This is a genomic window from Streptomyces tendae (assembly GCF_014650435.1).
GTDB classification, from domain to species: Bacteria; Actinomycetota; Actinomycetes; order Streptomycetales; family Streptomycetaceae; genus Streptomyces; species Streptomyces tendae.
The window spans coordinates 164,159-179,452 of sequence record NZ_BMUY01000008.1; the positions used below are offsets into that span (position 1 = coordinate 164,159).

Sequence of the window (15,294 nt, forward strand, 5' to 3'; positions counted from 1 at the left end):
AGGCGGATGGAGGACCGGAAACCGTGCGGTGGGTCACCGGGACGGGACAGCCGCGCTGATCACGCCGCTCGTATGCTCGAAGGATGACGACTTCCGCGACCTCCGGAACCGGACCCGCCGACCCCTCGGGGCCCACCGAGAACTCCATGCGTCGCGCCCTCAAACGCGCCCGGGACGGCGTCGCCCTCGACGTGGCCGAGGCCGCCGTGCTGCTCCAGGCGCGCGGCGAGCACCTCGACGCCCTCACCGCGTCCGCCGCCCGGGTCCGGGACGCGGGCCTGGAGGCGGCCGGGCGGCCCGGCGTCATCACGTACTCGAAGAGCGTCTTCGTCCCGCTGACCCGGCTGTGCCGGGACAAGTGCCACTACTGCACCTTCGTCACGGTCCCCGGCAAGCTGCGCCGGGCCGGCCACGGGATGTTCATGTCGCCGGACGAGGTGCTCGACATCGCGCGCAAGGGCGCCGCCCTCGGCTGCAAGGAAGCCCTCATCACCCTCGGCGACAAGCCCGAGGACCGCTGGCCCGAGGCCAGGGAGTGGCTGGACGCGCACGGCTACGACGACACGATCGCCTACGTCCGCGCGATCTCGATCCGCATCCTGGAGGAGACGGGCCTGCTCCCGCACCTCAACCCCGGCGTCATGACCTGGACGGACTTCCAGCGGCTCAAGCCCGTCGCGCCCTCCATGGGCATGATGCTGGAGACCACCGCGACCCGCCTGTGGTCCGAGCCCGGCGGCCCGCACCACGGCTCCCCGGACAAGGAGCCCGCCGTACGGCTGCGCGTCCTGGAGGACGCCGGGCGCTCCTCGGTCCCCTTCACGTCCGGCATCCTCATCGGCATCGGCGAGACGTACGAGGAGCGGGCCGAGTCCCTCTTCGCGCTGCGCAAGGTCTCCCGCGCCTACCACGGCATCCAGGAACTGATCATCCAGAACTTCCGCGCCAAGCCCGACACGGCGATGCGCGGCATGCCGGACGCCGAACTGGACGAGCTGGTCGCCACCGTCGCCGTCGCCCGGCACATCATGGGCCCCTCCGCCTGCCTCCAGGCCCCGCCGAACCTGGTGGACGCGGAGTACGAGCGGCTGATCGGCGCCGGCATCGACGACTGGGGCGGCGTCTCCCCGCTCACCATCGACCACGTCAACCCCGAGCGCCCCTGGCCGCAGATCGACGAACTCGCCGCGAAGTCCCGGACGGCCGGCTTCGAACTGCGCGAACGCCTCTGCGTGTACCCGGAGTTCGTGCGGCGCGGCGAGCCCTGGCTCGACCCCCGCCTGCGCCCGCACATGGCGGCGCTCGCCGACCCGGCGACGGGCCTGGCACGCGAGGACGCGACGGTCGAGGGGCACGCCTGGCAGGAGCCCGACGAGGCGTTCACCGCCACCGGCCGCACCGACCTGCACGCCACCATCGACACCGAGGGCCGTACCTCGGACCGCCGCGACGACTTCGACGAGGTGTACGGCGACTGGGGCGCCCTGCGCGAGGCCGCCGCCCCCGGCATGGCCCCCGAGCGCATCGACACCGACGTACGCGCCGCGCTGGCCACGGCGGCCGACGACCCCACGAAGCTGACGGACGACGAGGCGCTCGCCCTGCTGCACGCCGACGGCCCGGCGCTGGACGCCCTGTGCGAGGTGGCCGACGACGTGCGCAGGTCGGTGGTCGGCGACGACGTGACGTACATCGTCACCCGCAACATCAACTTCACCAACGTCTGCTACACCGGCTGCCGTTTCTGCGCCTTCGCCCAGCGCCGCACGGACGCCGACGCCTACACGCTCTCCCTGGACCAGGTCGCCGACCGCGCCCAGCAGGCGTGGGAGGTGGGGGCGGTGGAGGTCTGCATGCAGGGCGGCATCCACCCCGACCTGCCCGGCACGGCGTACTTCGACATCGCGCGGGCGGTCAAGGAACGCGTCCCCGGCATGCACGTGCACGCGTTCTCGCCGATGGAGGTCGTCAACGGCGCCACCCGCACCGGGATGTCGATCCGCGAGTGGCTGACCGCGGCCAAGGAGGCCGGCCTGGACTCGATCCCGGGCACGGCGGCGGAGATCCTCGACGACGAGGTCCGCTGGATCCTCACCAAGGGCAAGCTGCCGACGGCCACCTGGATCGAGGTGATCGAGACCGCCCACGAGCTGGGCATCCGCTCCTCCTCGACGATGATGTACGGCCACGTCGACCAGCCCCGCCACTGGCTGGGCCACCTGCGCACGCTCGCCGGGATCCAGCAGCGCACGGGTGGCTTCACGGAGTTCGTGACGCTCCCCTTCATCCACACGAACGCGCCGGTGTACCTGGCGGGCATCGCCCGGCCGGGCCCCACCTCGCGGGACAACCGCGCGGTGACCGCGATGGCCCGTCTCCTTCTCCACCCGCACATCCCCAACATCCAGACGAGCTGGGTGAAACTGGGCACGGAGGGTGCGGCGGAGATGCTCCGTTCCGGCGCCAACGACCTGGGCGGCACCCTCATGGAGGAGACGATCTCCCGCATGGCGGGCTCGTCCTACGGGTCGTACAAGTCGGTCAAGGACCTGATCGCGGTCGCGGACGCCGCGGGCCGCCCGGCGAAGCCGCGCACCACGCTCTACGGCCCGGTCCCCGAGGAGCGGCAGCGGGCGGCGCGGGACTCGGACGGGCACCTGCCTCGGCTGCTGCCGGTCCTGGACTGAGGGCCGCGGGCCTCGGCGGGCTCGCGCTTCGGGAGTGCGGCGGCCGCGCAGTACGATGATCGGGCCCCCGGTGTGTCGGGGTTCTCGTAGCTGAGGAGATGCGTGCCCGTGCCTGCCCGACTTCCCTCATGGGCGTGGGTCTCCGGTCTGACCGTGGGGGCGATAGCCGCGGTGAGCGTCCTGGCCGTACAGGCGGACCAGGGCCCCCACCCCACCGCCGCGGCGACGAAGCCGAAGCCGTCCGCGTCGGCGGACGCGCACCCCAAGCCGAAGGAGACCGCGCCGGCCCCGGTGCCGGAGGGCTCCGGCACGGGGCGGCGCGTCGTCTACTCGGTGGGCCAGGACCGGGTGTGGCTGGTCGACGCCAGCGACGCCACCCGGCGGTCGTTCAAGGTCTGGCCGGGCACGGTCGACCCCGACCCCGGCAAGTACAGCGTCGGCTCCCGCCGCCAGGATGCGACGACGGGCTCCGACGGGGTGCGGATCGAGCAGATCATGTACTTCACCCAGGAGGACGGCGTCTGGGTCGCCTTCTCCAACGCCGTGGACGGCTCCTCGCCGCCGCCGCCCGTGGACGGAATCAAGACGGGCGGCATACGGCTGCCCAAGGCGGACGGCGACGCGCTGTGGGAGTTCGGCACGTCGGGCACGACGGTCACCGTGGTCTCGTAGCGCACCTGGTTTCGTAGGTCACCGTGCTCTCGTGAGTCACTGCGGTCTCGTGGCCTCCGCCTCGCCGGACGGCAGGTGCGCCACGATCAGCACGACGCCGCTGAACAGCAGCACCCGCGTCGCCGCGTCCAGACCGTTCCAGTCCTCGGACTGCCACATCGCGAACCACTCCCCGCCGATCGCGAGGAACCCGGCGCCGAAGAGCAGCATCAGCATCAGCGTGCCGTACGTGGTGAAGCGCCGCGCGGGAGCGTGCTGCCGGCGTATCCAGAGCCAGGTCGCCCAGATCAGCACCAGCGCGGCCGCGGTCTCCCACACGATGATCGCCACGTAGGCGGTGTCCTGGAGCCCCTTGCTCGTGATCGCCCGCCACATCAGGTCGTCGTCCTTGAACGTCGTGTCCATCGCGAGGACGTGATGCACGTACTGCTGGTTGTTGTCGAAGTCGGTGATGTTCCCGAGGGCCACGAGGGCGATGTAGAGGGCGAGGACCGCGGTGAGCACGGTGGAGGCGAGTAAAAGGGTGCTGCGGGGGATGTTGGTCATGGCAGCACTATTTCGAAACCGAGGGCCCCGCCAGTAGGCAGGGCCCTGGAACGTGATCTCTTCGCAGCGTTTCGCCGGTGAACTCCCCGGCGGCTAGCGGCCCGTGCAGACGGCCGTGTCCACCAGGTCGAAGACGTGCTGGTGGGCCGCCATCATGTCGGCCGGTTCGGCGGCCACCGAGCTGGACAGGGCCGTCGTCGCCACCGTGGCCGCGCGGCCGTCCCGCGTGGCGCCGCCGTAGGTCTCGTAGCCGTGGATGGAGCCGCCGTGGCCCCACAGCTCGACGCCGCAGGACAGGGAAGTGCGGAAGAGACCCAGGCCGTAGCCGGTACCGGGCGCGGGAGCCCCCTCGGTGACCGGGACCGTGGTCTGCATCTCCTTCAGCTCGGCGGCCTCCAGGACCTCGCCGCCGAGCAGGGCGGAGAAGAAGCGGTTGAGGTCGCGCGGGGTGGTGACCAGCTGCCCGGCGGCCCATGCCTGGGACGGGTCGAGGCGGGTGATGTCCGCCATCGGAGCGCCGGGGATGGCGGCGGCGTAGCCCTTGGGGTGGGCGCCCCGGATGCCGCGCTCGCCGACGCCCGGCCAGTAGGTGTCCTTCAGGCCGAGGGGGCGGATGATCCGGTCGGTGATCTCCTCGCCGAAGGGGCGGCCCGTGACCTTCTCGACGAGCAGGCCCGCCAGGACGTAGTTGGTGTTGCTGTACTGCCACTTCGCGCCGGGCTCGAACGCCGCCTTCTGGCTCAGGGCGAGGTCGATCAGGTCACGCGGGTTGTAGTACGTGTCGCGGACCTCGAACGGGTCCAGGCCCAGCGTCTGGACGTAGTCGGGCAGGCCGCTGGTGTGCTGGAGCAGGTCGCGCACGGTGATCCGGCCGCCGTCGATGCCGTCGCCGCGCACCAGACCCGGCAGGTACGTCTCGATCGGCTCGTCCAGCTTCACCTTGCCCTCGCCGACCAGTTGGAGCACCACCGCCGCGGTGAGGGCCTTGGTGTTGCTGCCCGCCCTGACCTGTCCGTTGACCGGCACGGACGCGCCGGTCGCCAGGTCGCCGGTGCCGGCCGTGTAGTCGCGGACGCGTCCGTCACGTCCCTGGTCGGCGACCAGCGCGGCGGGGAAACGGTCCTCGCGCACCAGGTCCTTCGCACCCTCGCGCACGGCGTCGCGGTGGCCGGCGTGGTCCGGGGCGCCGTAGGCCACGGAGCCGGTCACGGCGAGGCCGCCGCCCAGGACCGCGAGCGCGGCGACCACCGACAGCACACGCCCGCGCCGCTTCCTCGGCTTGGACGGGACGGAGGCGGAGGCGGAGGGGGAAAGGCGGTCGGACACGGGGATTCCTCTCAACAAGGCTGCTCTCGGAACGCCTTGAGCCTTTCGCGAACCGGCCGCCCGCTCGATGGGGCCAGGCGGCGGAACCGGGGTGTACCTTCCTCCACCCCCGACCGGCTGTCCCACTGGCGGCCGGCCCTGCCCCGCCGCCGATCCGTCACCAGGCCGCCCCCACGACGAGCGCCGCGGTGCTGAGTGCCAGATAGCAGAGGGGAAAGGCGATGTTGTGGAAGACCCGGGCGCGGACGTGTGCGGCGACCGCGCCGACGAAGAAGAGGACGAGGCCGACCGCGGCCGCGATGCCGAGCGGCCGGAGACCCAGCAGGCCGACGAGGAGCCCCGCGGCTCCCGCCCCCTTGAGGCCGGCCAGCCACGGGAGCCACGACGCGGGGACCCCCACCTCGGCCGAGTTGGCGAGGACGAACGGGGCCCGCAGCAGGTCCGCGACGGCGATCCCGGCGTTGGCGACGATCGCCACGACGGTGACGGTCACGTAGGCGGTGTACACGGGGACTCGCTTCCTTCCAGTGGCTTTCCTCCAGGCTCACCGCAGCCCACCGCGACGTCCAATACCTGCTTCTATAACCTGGTGGAATGGATGTCGACACCCGATTGCTGCGGTACTTCGCGACCGTGGCGGAGGAAGGCAGCCTGACCCGGGCGGCTCAGCGGCTGTACGTCTCCCAGCCCGCGCTGACCAAGCAGATCCGGCAGCTGGAGTCCGCACTGGGCGTGCCCCTCTTCACCCGCTCGCGCAGCGGCATGGCCCTCACCGGGCCGGGCCGGGCGCTCGCGGCGCGGGTGCCCGCTCTCCTCGCCGGGTGGGAGGCGGCACTGCGCGAGACGAGGTCCGCGGCGCGCCGGGCGGACCGGATCCTGCGGGTCGGCTTCCTCGCCAGCGCCGCCAACGAGGCGACGCAGCCGATCATCGCCGAGTTCGCCCGGCGCCGTCCGGACTGGCGGGCCGAGATGCGGCAGGCCGCGTGGTCGAACCCGACCGCGGGACTCGCCGACTCGGACGTCGACGTCGCCCTGGTGCGGCTGCCGTTCCCCGGGCAGGAGAAGCTGCGTGTGGTGGAGCTGTTCAGCGAGCCCCGCTGCGTAGCACTCCCCGAGACCCACCCGCTGGCCGGGCGCGAGACGATCGACTTCCGCGAGCTGTGGGACGAGCCCTTCGTGGCCGCCCCGCCCGAGACGGGCCCCTGGCGTGAGTACTGGCTGGCCGCCGACGAGCGCGACGGCCACCCCGTACGCATCGGCGCGGTCACCGAGCAGCCCGACGACTGGCTCACCGCGATCGCCAACGGCTACGGCGTCGCGCTCGCCCCCGAGTCGGCGGCCCGCTTCTACACCCGCCCCGGCGTCGTCCACCGTCCCGTCACCGGGGTCGCCCCCAGCCGGGTCGCGGTCGCCTGGGCCCCCGCCGACGACGCCGACCCCGTGGTCCGGGACTTCGTCCGCTGCTGCCGCGAGGTGTGCGCGGGCGCGTGAACGTTTCCACACCGTTCCGACCCTGACCGACCACTTCTGTTCGCATACAGTGCTGGACGTCGTACGTGTGGACAGTGGTGGGCAGTGCCGAGGGGAGGTCCGGGTGAGCGGGACAGCCGGCGCCGTCTGGGGGCGTGCCGAGCAGCAGGACTTCCGCAGCCGGGTGCGCGGGACACTGCTCGGCGTGGCCGTCGGGGACGCCCTGGGCGCGCCCGTCGACTCCCTCGCCCTCGACGCGATCCGGGAGGCCCACGGCGCCGAGGGGCTGTCCGACCTGGCCCCCGCCCACGGCCGGCGCGGCGCCGTCACCCACCTCACCCAGCTCACCCTGTTCTCCGTGGACGGGCTGATCCGGGCCCAGGTACGGCGCGACACCGGCGCCTGGCACCCGCCGACCGACCTGCACCGGGCCTACCGGCGCTGGGCCGCCACCCAGCGCGACTGGGGACCCGACCTGCGGCGCAAGGACGACGGCTGGCTGGCCCACGAGGAGTGGCTGTACGTCCGCCGGGACGCCCCGCGATCGCTGCTGCTCGGCCTCGGCGACGAGACGATGGGCACCCCGGAGGCGCCCAAGAACCCCGACGAGCGCGGCCCGGAGGCCGCCGCCCGCTCGGCGCCGTTCGGGCTGCTGGTCGGCTGGGAGCCGCAGCTGGTGGCCCAGCTCGCCGTGGAGTGCGCGGCACAGACCCACGGCCACCCCACCGGCTGCCTGGCGGCGGGCGCGTACGCCGTGATCGTGCACGGGCTGGCCCGCGGCGAGAGCCTGGACGCCGCCGTGCAGCGCGCCCTGGCGCTGCTCGTGCCCCGGCCCGGGCACGAACCCGTCACGACCGCCCTGCAGCATGCGCTGGGCGCCGTGCGGCAGGGGCTGCCGACCCCGGCGCGGGTGACCGAGCTGATCGGCGCGGGCACGGCCGAGGGCCTGGTCGCCGCCGCCGTGTACTGCGCCCTCGTCGGCGAGGACGTACGGCACGGGCTGCGGCTCGCCGTCAACCACGACGGCCCCTCGGCGGCGACCGGCGCCCTGACCGGCGGCCTGCTCGGCGCCCTGCACGGCGAGACGGCCCTGCCCCCGGCCTGGCTGGCCGAACTGGAGGGCCGCCCGACCGTCCTGGAACTCGCCGACGACTTCGCCATGGAGATGACCCAGGGCCCCGCCCTCCACGGCCCCGCGGGCTCGTCCCCCGGCTGGCTGACGCGGTACCCGCGGGGCTAGCGACGCCGGGGCACGAGGACGGGGCACGAGGTCGGTCACGTTTCGAGAAGCGTTGGCGGGTGGGCCGCGGCTAGCGTGGCAGCCATGGACATCAGCATTCACACCACCGTGCTCCCGCACGACGACCCGGACGCGTCCCTGGCCTTCTACCGGGACGTCCTCGGCTTCGAGGTCCGCAAGGACGTCGGCAACGGCACGATGCGCTGGATCACGGTCGGGCCGGCCGACCAGCCGGACGTCTCGCTGCTCCTCGCGCCGCCCGCCGTGGACCCCGGCATCACCGACGCCGAGCGCCGCACCATCGCCGAGATGATGGCCAAGGGCACCTACGGGTGGATCCTCCTGGCCACCGAGGACCTCGACGGCACCTTCGCGAAGGTGCGCGCCGGCAACGCCGAGATCGTCCAGGAGCCGACCGAGCAGCCGTACGGCATCCGGGACTGCGCCTTCCGGGACCCGGCGGGCAACCAGATCCGCATCCAGGAACTGCGCTGAAGCGGGTGTAGACGGGTGTCCGGCCGGTGACCACGCACCGTGGCCACCGGCCGGACACCGGGTCGTGCGCCGTCCGGGCGGGGGCTCAGTCGCCCACCCGGCTGCGCCCCACCGCGTCGTCCACCCCGCCGGCGGGCGTCGGGATCGCGGCCGCCGCGCCGGAGGCGTCGCCGTCCCCGTCCGTGTTGACGCGCTCGATGATCGCCAGCCGCTCCGGGGTGTCCTCCGGCTTCAGATAGCCGACCAGGACGTACAGGACCAGCGAGACCGCCAGCGGCACGGAGACCTGGTACTCCAGCGGCACCCCGCCGTCCACGCTCCAGTTGATCGGGTAGTTGACCAGCCAGAACGCCACCAGGCCCAGACCCCAGCTGGTGAGCGCCGCCGTCGGGCCCGAGCGGCGGAAGGGCCGCAGCAGACCGAGCATCATCGGGATCGCGATCGGACCCATCAGCCCGGCGACCCACTTGATCACGACGGTGATGATGTCCTTGAACGTCGGCGAGTCGACCTGCGTCGCCACCGCCATCGAAAGACCGAGGAAGATCACCGTCGTCAGCCGCGCCGCCAGCAGTCCGGACCGCTGCCCCCAGCCGCGCGCCCGCTTCGACAGCACCGGCGCCACGTCACGGGTGAACACGGCCGCGATGGCGTTCGCGTCCGAGGAGCACATGGCCATGGTGTGCGAGAAGAAGCCGACGATGACCAGCCCGAGCAGCCCGTGCGGCAGCAGCTGCTCGGTCATCAGGGCGTAGGAGTCGGAACCGTCCGCCTTCTGCGACTCCACCAGCAGCGGCGACATCCACATCGGGAAGAACAGCACCAACGGCCAGACCAGCCACAGCACCGCCGACAGCCGCGCCCCCCGCGTGGCCTCGCGGGCGTTGGCCGTGGCCATGTAGCGCTGGGCCTGGTTGAGCATGCCGCCGTTGTACTCGAAGAGCTTGATGAAGAGGAAGGCCAGCAGGAACACCGTCCCGTACGGGCCGACCAGCGGTTTTCCGTGGCCCTGGAGGGCGGGCTCGTCCCAGACGCCGAAGAAGCCGCCGTGGTCGCCGAGCTTCATGACGACGGCCACGAACATCGCGACACCGGCCAGCAGCTGGATGATGAACTGGCCCAGCTCCGTCAGCGCGTCCGCCCACAGGCCGCCGATCGTGCAGTAGATGCCCGTGATGACGCCGGTGATCAGGATGCCCTGGTTGAGGGTGATGCCGGTGAAGACCGACAGGAGCGTGGCGATGGCCGCCCACTTCGCGGCCACGTCCACGATCTTCAGCAGCATGCCGGACCAGGCCAGCGCCTGCTGGGTGGGCAGGTTGTACCGGTTCTTGAGGTACTCCAGCGGCGAGGCCACGTGCAGCCGTGAGCGCAGCCGGTTGATGCGCGGCGCGAACAGCTTGGAGCCGATGGCGACGCCGAGCGCGATGGGGAAGGACCACGTCACGAAGGACGTGACACCGTAGGTGTAGGCGATGCCGGCGTAGCCGGTGAACATCACCGCGCTGTAGCCCGACATGTGGTGCGAGATGCCGGACAGCCACCACGGCATCTTGCCGCCGGCCGTGAAGAAGTCGCTGACGTCGTCCACGCGTTTGTGCGACCAGACGCCGATCGCCACCATGACGGCGAAGTAGCCGATGAGCACGGACCAGTCGAGACCGTTCATGTGCCCCCTTCCGGGGTCCGCCTTGTGAACTCCGCTCAGCCGGTTGGCACTTCGCACGAGCGGGGTAGGGGCGTGGCAGGCAGCGAAGTGCCCGCTCATCGTGGGTGCGACGACGCGGGCACGACAAGGAAGCGGAAGGTCAAGAGGAAGTAAAAAGGTTCGACTTGCTGATTGCCGTTCACCTACATGAACGGCGGGGCTGGCCCCGAAGAGGCCGCCCGGTCCGCTACTTCAGCTCGTCGGGGCACGGCGTGCCCCGCTTCAGCCCGTACGGCGCCGACAGCCGGTACGTGCCCGCCTCGGGCGCGACCAGCGTCGTCCACACGTCGCCGTCGGCGGTCTCCTCGGTCTCCGTCAGACAGCCGTTGACGTTGTCGTACGTCTTCGGCGTGCCCTCCGGGGCGTCCTTGGACGCCTCCGTCTCCTGGGGCGGCTCGAGCTTGTTGCCCTCCTCGTCGACGAGGCTCAGCCACGGCGAGTACGGCATCCGGATCAGGATGCGGCCGGGCTCCTTCACGTCGATGGTCCACTCGTCCTGCTCGGCCCGCTGGACGACGGCGTCGGGCTCCGCCAGCGGCGTCGGGTCCAGGACCTGGAACAGCTGCCAGTTGGCGTCGCCCCAGATCTGCTTCAGGTACGGCAGTCCCCGCTGCAGCAGCTCCCGCTCGCGCTTGCCGCCGTCCCCGTCCGGCTCGCCCTTGGGCAGCACCACGTAGTGCACCGCCCAGCGCTTCAGCCACTCGTGGTAGTTCGCCGAGTTGAGCGTGTCGTCGTAGAAGAGCGGGTTGCGCTCCATGTCCGCCTGGCGGGTCCAGCCGCGGGCCAGGTTGACGTACGGCGCGAGCGCCGAGGCCTCCCGGTGGGAGCGCGCCGGCACGGCCTCCACCCGGCCCCGCCCCGCGCCGACCTCCTGCAGCTCGTTGACGAGCGGCGCCAGCTCGCGCGCCCAGGAGGCGGCGGGCGTGGTGTGGATGATGTCGTCGGTCGACTTGAAGCCGATCCAGCCCACGAAGCCGACGATCGAGACCACCAGCGCGTACCACTTGCGCGACTTCACCGCGGTGAACGGCAGCGCCGCCACCAGCGCCACGCCGGCGAAGAGCATCGGCAGGCGCGTGATGTTGGAGCCGATCTGCGAGCTGATCAGCCAGACCAGCAGCACGGACAGGCCGTAGACCGCCGACGTGATCCGCACCGTCTTCCAGGTGCTCGGCACCAGCCAGTAGATCAGGCCCGAGTACACGATCGGCAGCACCGCCGAGCCGAACCCCATCGGCTGCGTGCCGGAGAAGGGGAACAGCACGGCCGACAGCGCGACGACCACGCTCGGGGCCACGCCCAGCGCCCAGGCCCCCGGGCGGCGCTTCTGCAGGAACAGGGCGACCGCCACCAGGCCCACGAACAGGCCCGAGACCGGCGAGGCCATGGTGGACAGCGCGGCCAGCGGTGCCGCGCACAGTCCCTTGGCCCAGCGTTCGTGCCGCCACCGGTGGGGCCAGCAGAACACCGCGGCCACCGCGCCCAGGCCGAACATCATGCCGAGCCCGAACGTCACCCGCCCCGACGCCGCGTTGCCCAGCAGCGCGAACAGGCCCGCCAGCGACGCCCACAGCGGATTGCGGACCACCCGGCTGCGGATCAGGATCATCGTCAGCAGCCCGGCCGACACCGTCCCCGCGATCATCATCGTGGTGCGCACGCCGAGCACCGACATCAGGTACGGCGAGATCACGCTGTACGACACCGGGTGCATGCCGCCATACCAGGCGAGGTTGTACGCCGAGGCCGGGTGCCGGCCGACGAACTCGGCCCACGCGTCCTGCGCGGCCAGGTCGCCGCCACTGTTCGCGAACGTGAAGAACCACGCTATGTGGAGCACCCCGGCCAGGGCGGTCACGGACAGCACCGGATGGCGCAGCATGCGCTCGCGCAGGGCGAGGAAGGCGGCGTTCACCGCCGAGGGCGCCTTCGGCCCGGCGGGCGGCCGCTGCCCGGCAGCCCGGGTCTCACCGTCGTCCCTGCGGGGCGCGGGTACGCGTGGTCGCGGGTCGGCTCCCGAACCCGGATCGGCGTCGTCGGCGCGTGTCGGCTCCGCAGTGGCCACCTGAAGGCACTCCCCGTGTCCCGTCTTCTCCTTTGGGCCGTGTCCCGTTCCCGCGACCGGCGACTGCCCCGTTTGGCGACGCTAGCACGCGGCCCCGCACCGCTGCCTCCTCCCTTTCGGCACCCGGGAGGACGCCCACGCCCCCGTGGCCGGGTGACCACGGGGGCGTGGGGTGCGGGGCGTCCCCTCGGCCCGGGCGGGGCCGGCCGTCAGCCCAGCCGGGTCAGCTTGTCCGACAGGCCCGGCTCGACGAGGTCGTCCCGCAGGGCCACCGGCACCTTGACCGCGCCGCTGGTGCCGCCGTCGCCGACCGTGAGGGTGCCGACCTTGGTACCGGCCTGCGCCGTGTGCGGCACCTCGTCCGCCGTGAACGTCAGCTTCACGGTCAGTCCGGCCCAGCCGACGGCCTTGACGTCCTTCGTGGCGACGACCGGCGTACGGCCGCCGAGGCCGTCGTCGACGTACCCGACGACGGTCCCCTTCTCCAGGATCGTCGACGACTTCAGGGTGTCCTGCGCGGCCCGGATCAGCTTGTCGCTGGAGTCCAGCGCGGCACCGAGGATGGTGTTGTCCGCGCCGCCCGCCGGCTGGCGCACCACGGCACCGACGATGGTCTTCGTCTCGCCGCCGACCTCCTTCTTCGCCGCGAAGACGAGGTTGCCGAGAGCGGAGGTGGTGGTGCCGGTCTTGATGCCGACGACGTCGTTGTGGCCGACCAGGTGGTTCCAGTTGGAGTGGTTGACACCCTTGTAGTCGTCGTACGACATCATCGCGGCGACCTCGCGGAACGCGGGCTGCTTCATCGCCTCCTTGGCCAGCTTCACCTGGTCCACGGCCGTGCTCACCGTCGTGTTGTTCAGCCCCGACGGGTCGGTGTACGTCGTGTTGGTCATGCCGAGGTCCTTCGCGGCGGCGTTCATCTTCTCCACGAACGCCTTCTCGGACCCCGCGTCCCAGCGGGCGAGCAGCCGCGCCACGTTGTTCGCGGACGCGATCAGGATGCTCTCCAGGGCCTCGCGCTGGGAGATCGAGTCGCCCTCGAACACGTTGACCGTCGACTCCTGACCGGCCTGCGACTGGTCCTCCGCCGCCTGGTCGATCTTGATCTTCGGGCCCTCGGCGCCGCTCTTCAGCGGGTGGTCGCGCAGGATGACGTACGCGGTCATGACCTTGGCCACGCTCGCGATCGGCACCGGCTTCTGGTCGCCGGACGAGCCGAAGGTGCCGATGCCCTGCACGTCGAGCGCGGCCTGCCCGCTGGACGGCCACGGGATCTCCGGCTTGCCGCCCTCGAACGTGAAGCTGTCCTGCGCCGTGAGGTCGAGGGTGGTCGCGGGCAGCGGGCGCATCGCCTGCACGACGCCGAAGACGATCAGCAGCAGGACGACCAGCGGTGTCCAGATCTTGACCCGGCGCACCGTCGTGCGCAGCGGCGTCTCCGGCGGCGGCGGGGTGTTCGTCAGCTCGGCCAGCAGGTCCAGCGGCGGCTTGGGCGGCAGCGGCTGCTGGCTGGTCCGGTCGGGCCCGACGTGCGACCTGGCGGCGGTGACCCCGGTACGGGGCGGCTGCGACGCCTTGGGAGCGCCGGCCGGGGGCGCGGTGCCCTGCGGCGTCCCGGGGGTCTCCGGGGCGCGCGGAGGCTTGCGGTTGGCCGGGTCGTCCGGATTCCGCAACGCCACGAACTTGCTGGTCCGCTCGGCATCGTCACCGGGACCGGCCGTTGGTCCGGCCTTCCCGGCTTTTCCGGCCTGCTCGGCCTGCTCGGCCTTCTTGGACGCGGCGGCGGCGTCGCCCAGCTTCAGCATGGTCGTCGGCTGATCCACCGCGGGCCCGCCGAGCCGCGGCGCCTTGAACACGGCGGTGGGCTGGTCGACCGGCGGCTCGCGATCGTCACCGCCGTCACCGCCCTGGCCGTCGCCCTCACGCCCGGACGGCGCCTTCGCGTCGTCACCGGACTCCGACTTCGCCTCCGAGCCCCGGGCCGATTCGGCGTCGGAGCCCGATTCCCCGCGAGGCTTCGCGTCGGAGCCCGGCTCCGGGTCGGCGTCCGCGACCGGCTCCGAGTCCGAGTCCGCCTCGGGACCGGAACCGGAGCCGGAGACCGTGCCCGCGTCCGTGCCGGAGTCCGAGTCCGCCCCTGCGTCCGTGCCGGATGCGGGACCGGAACCGGAGCTGGAGGTCTGGTCCGCGTCCGAGGCGGCGTCGGCACCCGAGCCCGTGTCGGAGCTGTCGCCCGGGCCGGGGGCCGGGGCCGCGTCCGAGTCTGCGCCCGCGTCGGCGTCGGCGGTCGTGTCCGCGTCGGAGTCGGTGTCCGCGCGGGAGTCGGGGTCCGAGGCCGTGTCCGGGCCGGACGCAGGGCCGGAGCCGGAGGTCTGGTCCGCGTCCGAGGCGGCGTCGGCACCCGAGCCCGTGTCGGAGCCGTTGCCCGGGCCGGAGGCCGGGGCCGCGTCCGAGTCTGCGCCCGCGTCGGCACCCGAGTCCGTGTCGGAGTCGGGGGTGGTGCTCTCGGTGTCGTCGGAGTCCTTGGCCGGGGCCGTGTCGGAGCCGGTGGCCCCGGGTGCCCCGGTGGACCGCGGGTCGGCCCCGGTGTCCTCGGCCTGCGCGGCCGTGTCGGCCCGCTCGCCGTCCCGTGCGGGCTCCTCCGCGTCCCGCGTGCCGTCCAGCCGTGCGTTGGCGGCGGCGCGCTCGTCCGCGGTGGCGACCCAGGCGGCGACGGCGTCCCGCAGCCGGCCGTCGGTGCCCGTGGCGGGCTCCTCGGGCTTCTCCGGGGTGTCCGACGCCGTGTCGGCCGCCCCGGGCGTCCCGGCGTCGTCGTCACCTCCGGAGGACTCCGCCTCCGTCTCGCGGACCGACAGCACGCGGGTCGCCGTGTCGACGCCCCCGCGGGACCCGGCACCGGCGCCCTGGGAGCGCTTCGCGTCCTCCCGTGCCACCGCCAGCCGCGGATCACGCGTCTCGCTCGCCTCGGTCCTGGCTTCGGGAACCGGACCCGCGCTCCCCGACGTCGGTTCTTCCGACGACTCGCGCTGCTTCGAACTGTCGGGGGACTCGCCCGCCACCGATGCCTCCTCCATGCGCCGCACGT

Annotated in this window: 11 protein-coding genes; 5 read left to right on the top strand and 6 right to left on the bottom strand. The window is 72.6% G+C overall.

Features of this window, described 5'->3' with window-relative positions:
- The first annotated feature begins 83 nt into the window (after window positions 1-83).
- Both IE258_RS21960 and IE258_RS21965 read left to right on the top strand, forming a co-directional pair.
- Window positions 84-2,687 (top strand): bifunctional FO biosynthesis protein CofGH, encoded by a 2,604-nt coding sequence (locus IE258_RS21960; RefSeq protein WP_189746051.1) that lies wholly within the window; start codon window positions 84-86, stop codon window positions 2,685-2,687.
- Between the two features lie 108 nt (window positions 2,688-2,795).
- A complete protein-coding gene (locus tag IE258_RS21965; RefSeq protein ID WP_189746054.1) occupies window positions 2,796-3,359 on the top strand; it encodes a hypothetical protein in 564 nt (187 codons plus the stop codon).
- Between the two features lie 36 nt (window positions 3,360-3,395).
- Here IE258_RS21965 and IE258_RS21970 read toward each other — a convergent pair whose 3' ends face one another.
- The 3 genes from IE258_RS21970 to IE258_RS21980 all read right to left on the bottom strand — a co-directional run bounded on the left by IE258_RS21970 (window position 3,396) and on the right by IE258_RS21980 (window position 5,739).
- A complete protein-coding gene (locus IE258_RS21970) occupies window positions 3,396-3,905 on the bottom strand; it encodes a DUF2165 domain-containing protein (RefSeq protein ID WP_189746056.1) in 510 nt (169 codons plus the stop codon).
- Between the two features lie 93 nt (window positions 3,906-3,998).
- Window positions 3,999-5,231, bottom strand: a complete 1,233-nt coding sequence (locus IE258_RS21975) for a serine hydrolase domain-containing protein (protein ID WP_189746058.1) — start codon at window positions 5,229-5,231, stop codon at window positions 3,999-4,001.
- A 157-nt stretch (window positions 5,232-5,388) separates the two neighbouring features.
- The gene (locus IE258_RS21980; protein ID WP_189746059.1) at window positions 5,389-5,739 is read right to left on the bottom strand and encodes a DoxX family protein; all 351 of its coding nucleotides are present in this window, start codon (window positions 5,737-5,739) and stop codon (window positions 5,389-5,391) included.
- A gap of 86 nt (window positions 5,740-5,825) precedes the next feature.
- Here IE258_RS21980 and IE258_RS21985 point away from each other — a divergent pair, with 86 nt between their 5' ends.
- From IE258_RS21985 to IE258_RS21995, 3 genes are all read left to right on the top strand, one after another.
- Window positions 5,826-6,722: a LysR family transcriptional regulator gene (locus IE258_RS21985; protein ID WP_189746060.1), complete on the top strand. Its 897-nt coding sequence runs from the start codon at window positions 5,826-5,828 to the stop codon at window positions 6,720-6,722.
- A gap of 103 nt (window positions 6,723-6,825) precedes the next feature.
- Window positions 6,826-7,941, top strand: a complete 1,116-nt coding sequence (locus IE258_RS21990) for an ADP-ribosylglycohydrolase family protein (RefSeq protein ID WP_189746061.1) — start codon at window positions 6,826-6,828, stop codon at window positions 7,939-7,941.
- Between the two features lie 84 nt (window positions 7,942-8,025).
- Window positions 8,026-8,436, top strand: a complete 411-nt coding sequence (locus tag IE258_RS21995) for a VOC family protein (protein ID WP_189746062.1) — start codon at window positions 8,026-8,028, stop codon at window positions 8,434-8,436.
- A gap of 85 nt (window positions 8,437-8,521) precedes the next feature.
- On the opposite strand, the gene IE258_RS22000 is transcribed toward IE258_RS21995, so the two are convergent.
- The 3 genes from IE258_RS22000 to IE258_RS22010 all read right to left on the bottom strand — a co-directional run bounded on the left by IE258_RS22000 (window position 8,522) and on the right by IE258_RS22010 (window position 15,283).
- A complete protein-coding gene (locus IE258_RS22000; protein ID WP_159327112.1) occupies window positions 8,522-10,105 on the bottom strand; it encodes a sodium:solute symporter family protein in 1,584 nt (527 codons plus the stop codon).
- 226 nt (window positions 10,106-10,331) lie between these two features.
- Window positions 10,332-12,209, bottom strand: a complete 1,878-nt coding sequence (locus IE258_RS22005) for a DUF8823 domain-containing protein (protein WP_189746063.1) — start codon at window positions 12,207-12,209, stop codon at window positions 10,332-10,334.
- A 209-nt stretch (window positions 12,210-12,418) separates the two neighbouring features.
- A complete protein-coding gene (locus tag IE258_RS22010) occupies window positions 12,419-15,283 on the bottom strand; it encodes a D-alanyl-D-alanine carboxypeptidase (RefSeq protein ID WP_229892325.1) in 2,865 nt (954 codons plus the stop codon).
- Window positions 15,284-15,294: the final 11 nt, after the last annotated feature.

Coding starts and splice junctions, on each gene's coding strand:
- IE258_RS21970 (WP_189746056.1), bottom strand. CDS start 3,905: ATGACCAACATCCCCCGCAGCACCCTTTTACTCGCCTCCACCGTGCTC.
- IE258_RS21985 (WP_189746060.1), top strand. CDS start 5,826: ATGGATGTCGACACCCGATTGCTGCGGTACTTCGCGACCGTGGCGGAG.
- IE258_RS21995 (WP_189746062.1), top strand. CDS start 8,026: ATGGACATCAGCATTCACACCACCGTGCTCCCGCACGACGACCCGGAC.
- IE258_RS21960 (WP_189746051.1), top strand. CDS start 84: ATGACGACTTCCGCGACCTCCGGAACCGGACCCGCCGACCCCTCGGGG.
- IE258_RS22010 (WP_229892325.1), bottom strand. CDS start 15,283: ATGGAGGAGGCATCGGTGGCGGGCGAGTCCCCCGACAGTTCGAAGCAG.
- IE258_RS22000 (WP_159327112.1), bottom strand. CDS start 10,105: ATGAACGGTCTCGACTGGTCCGTGCTCATCGGCTACTTCGCCGTCATG.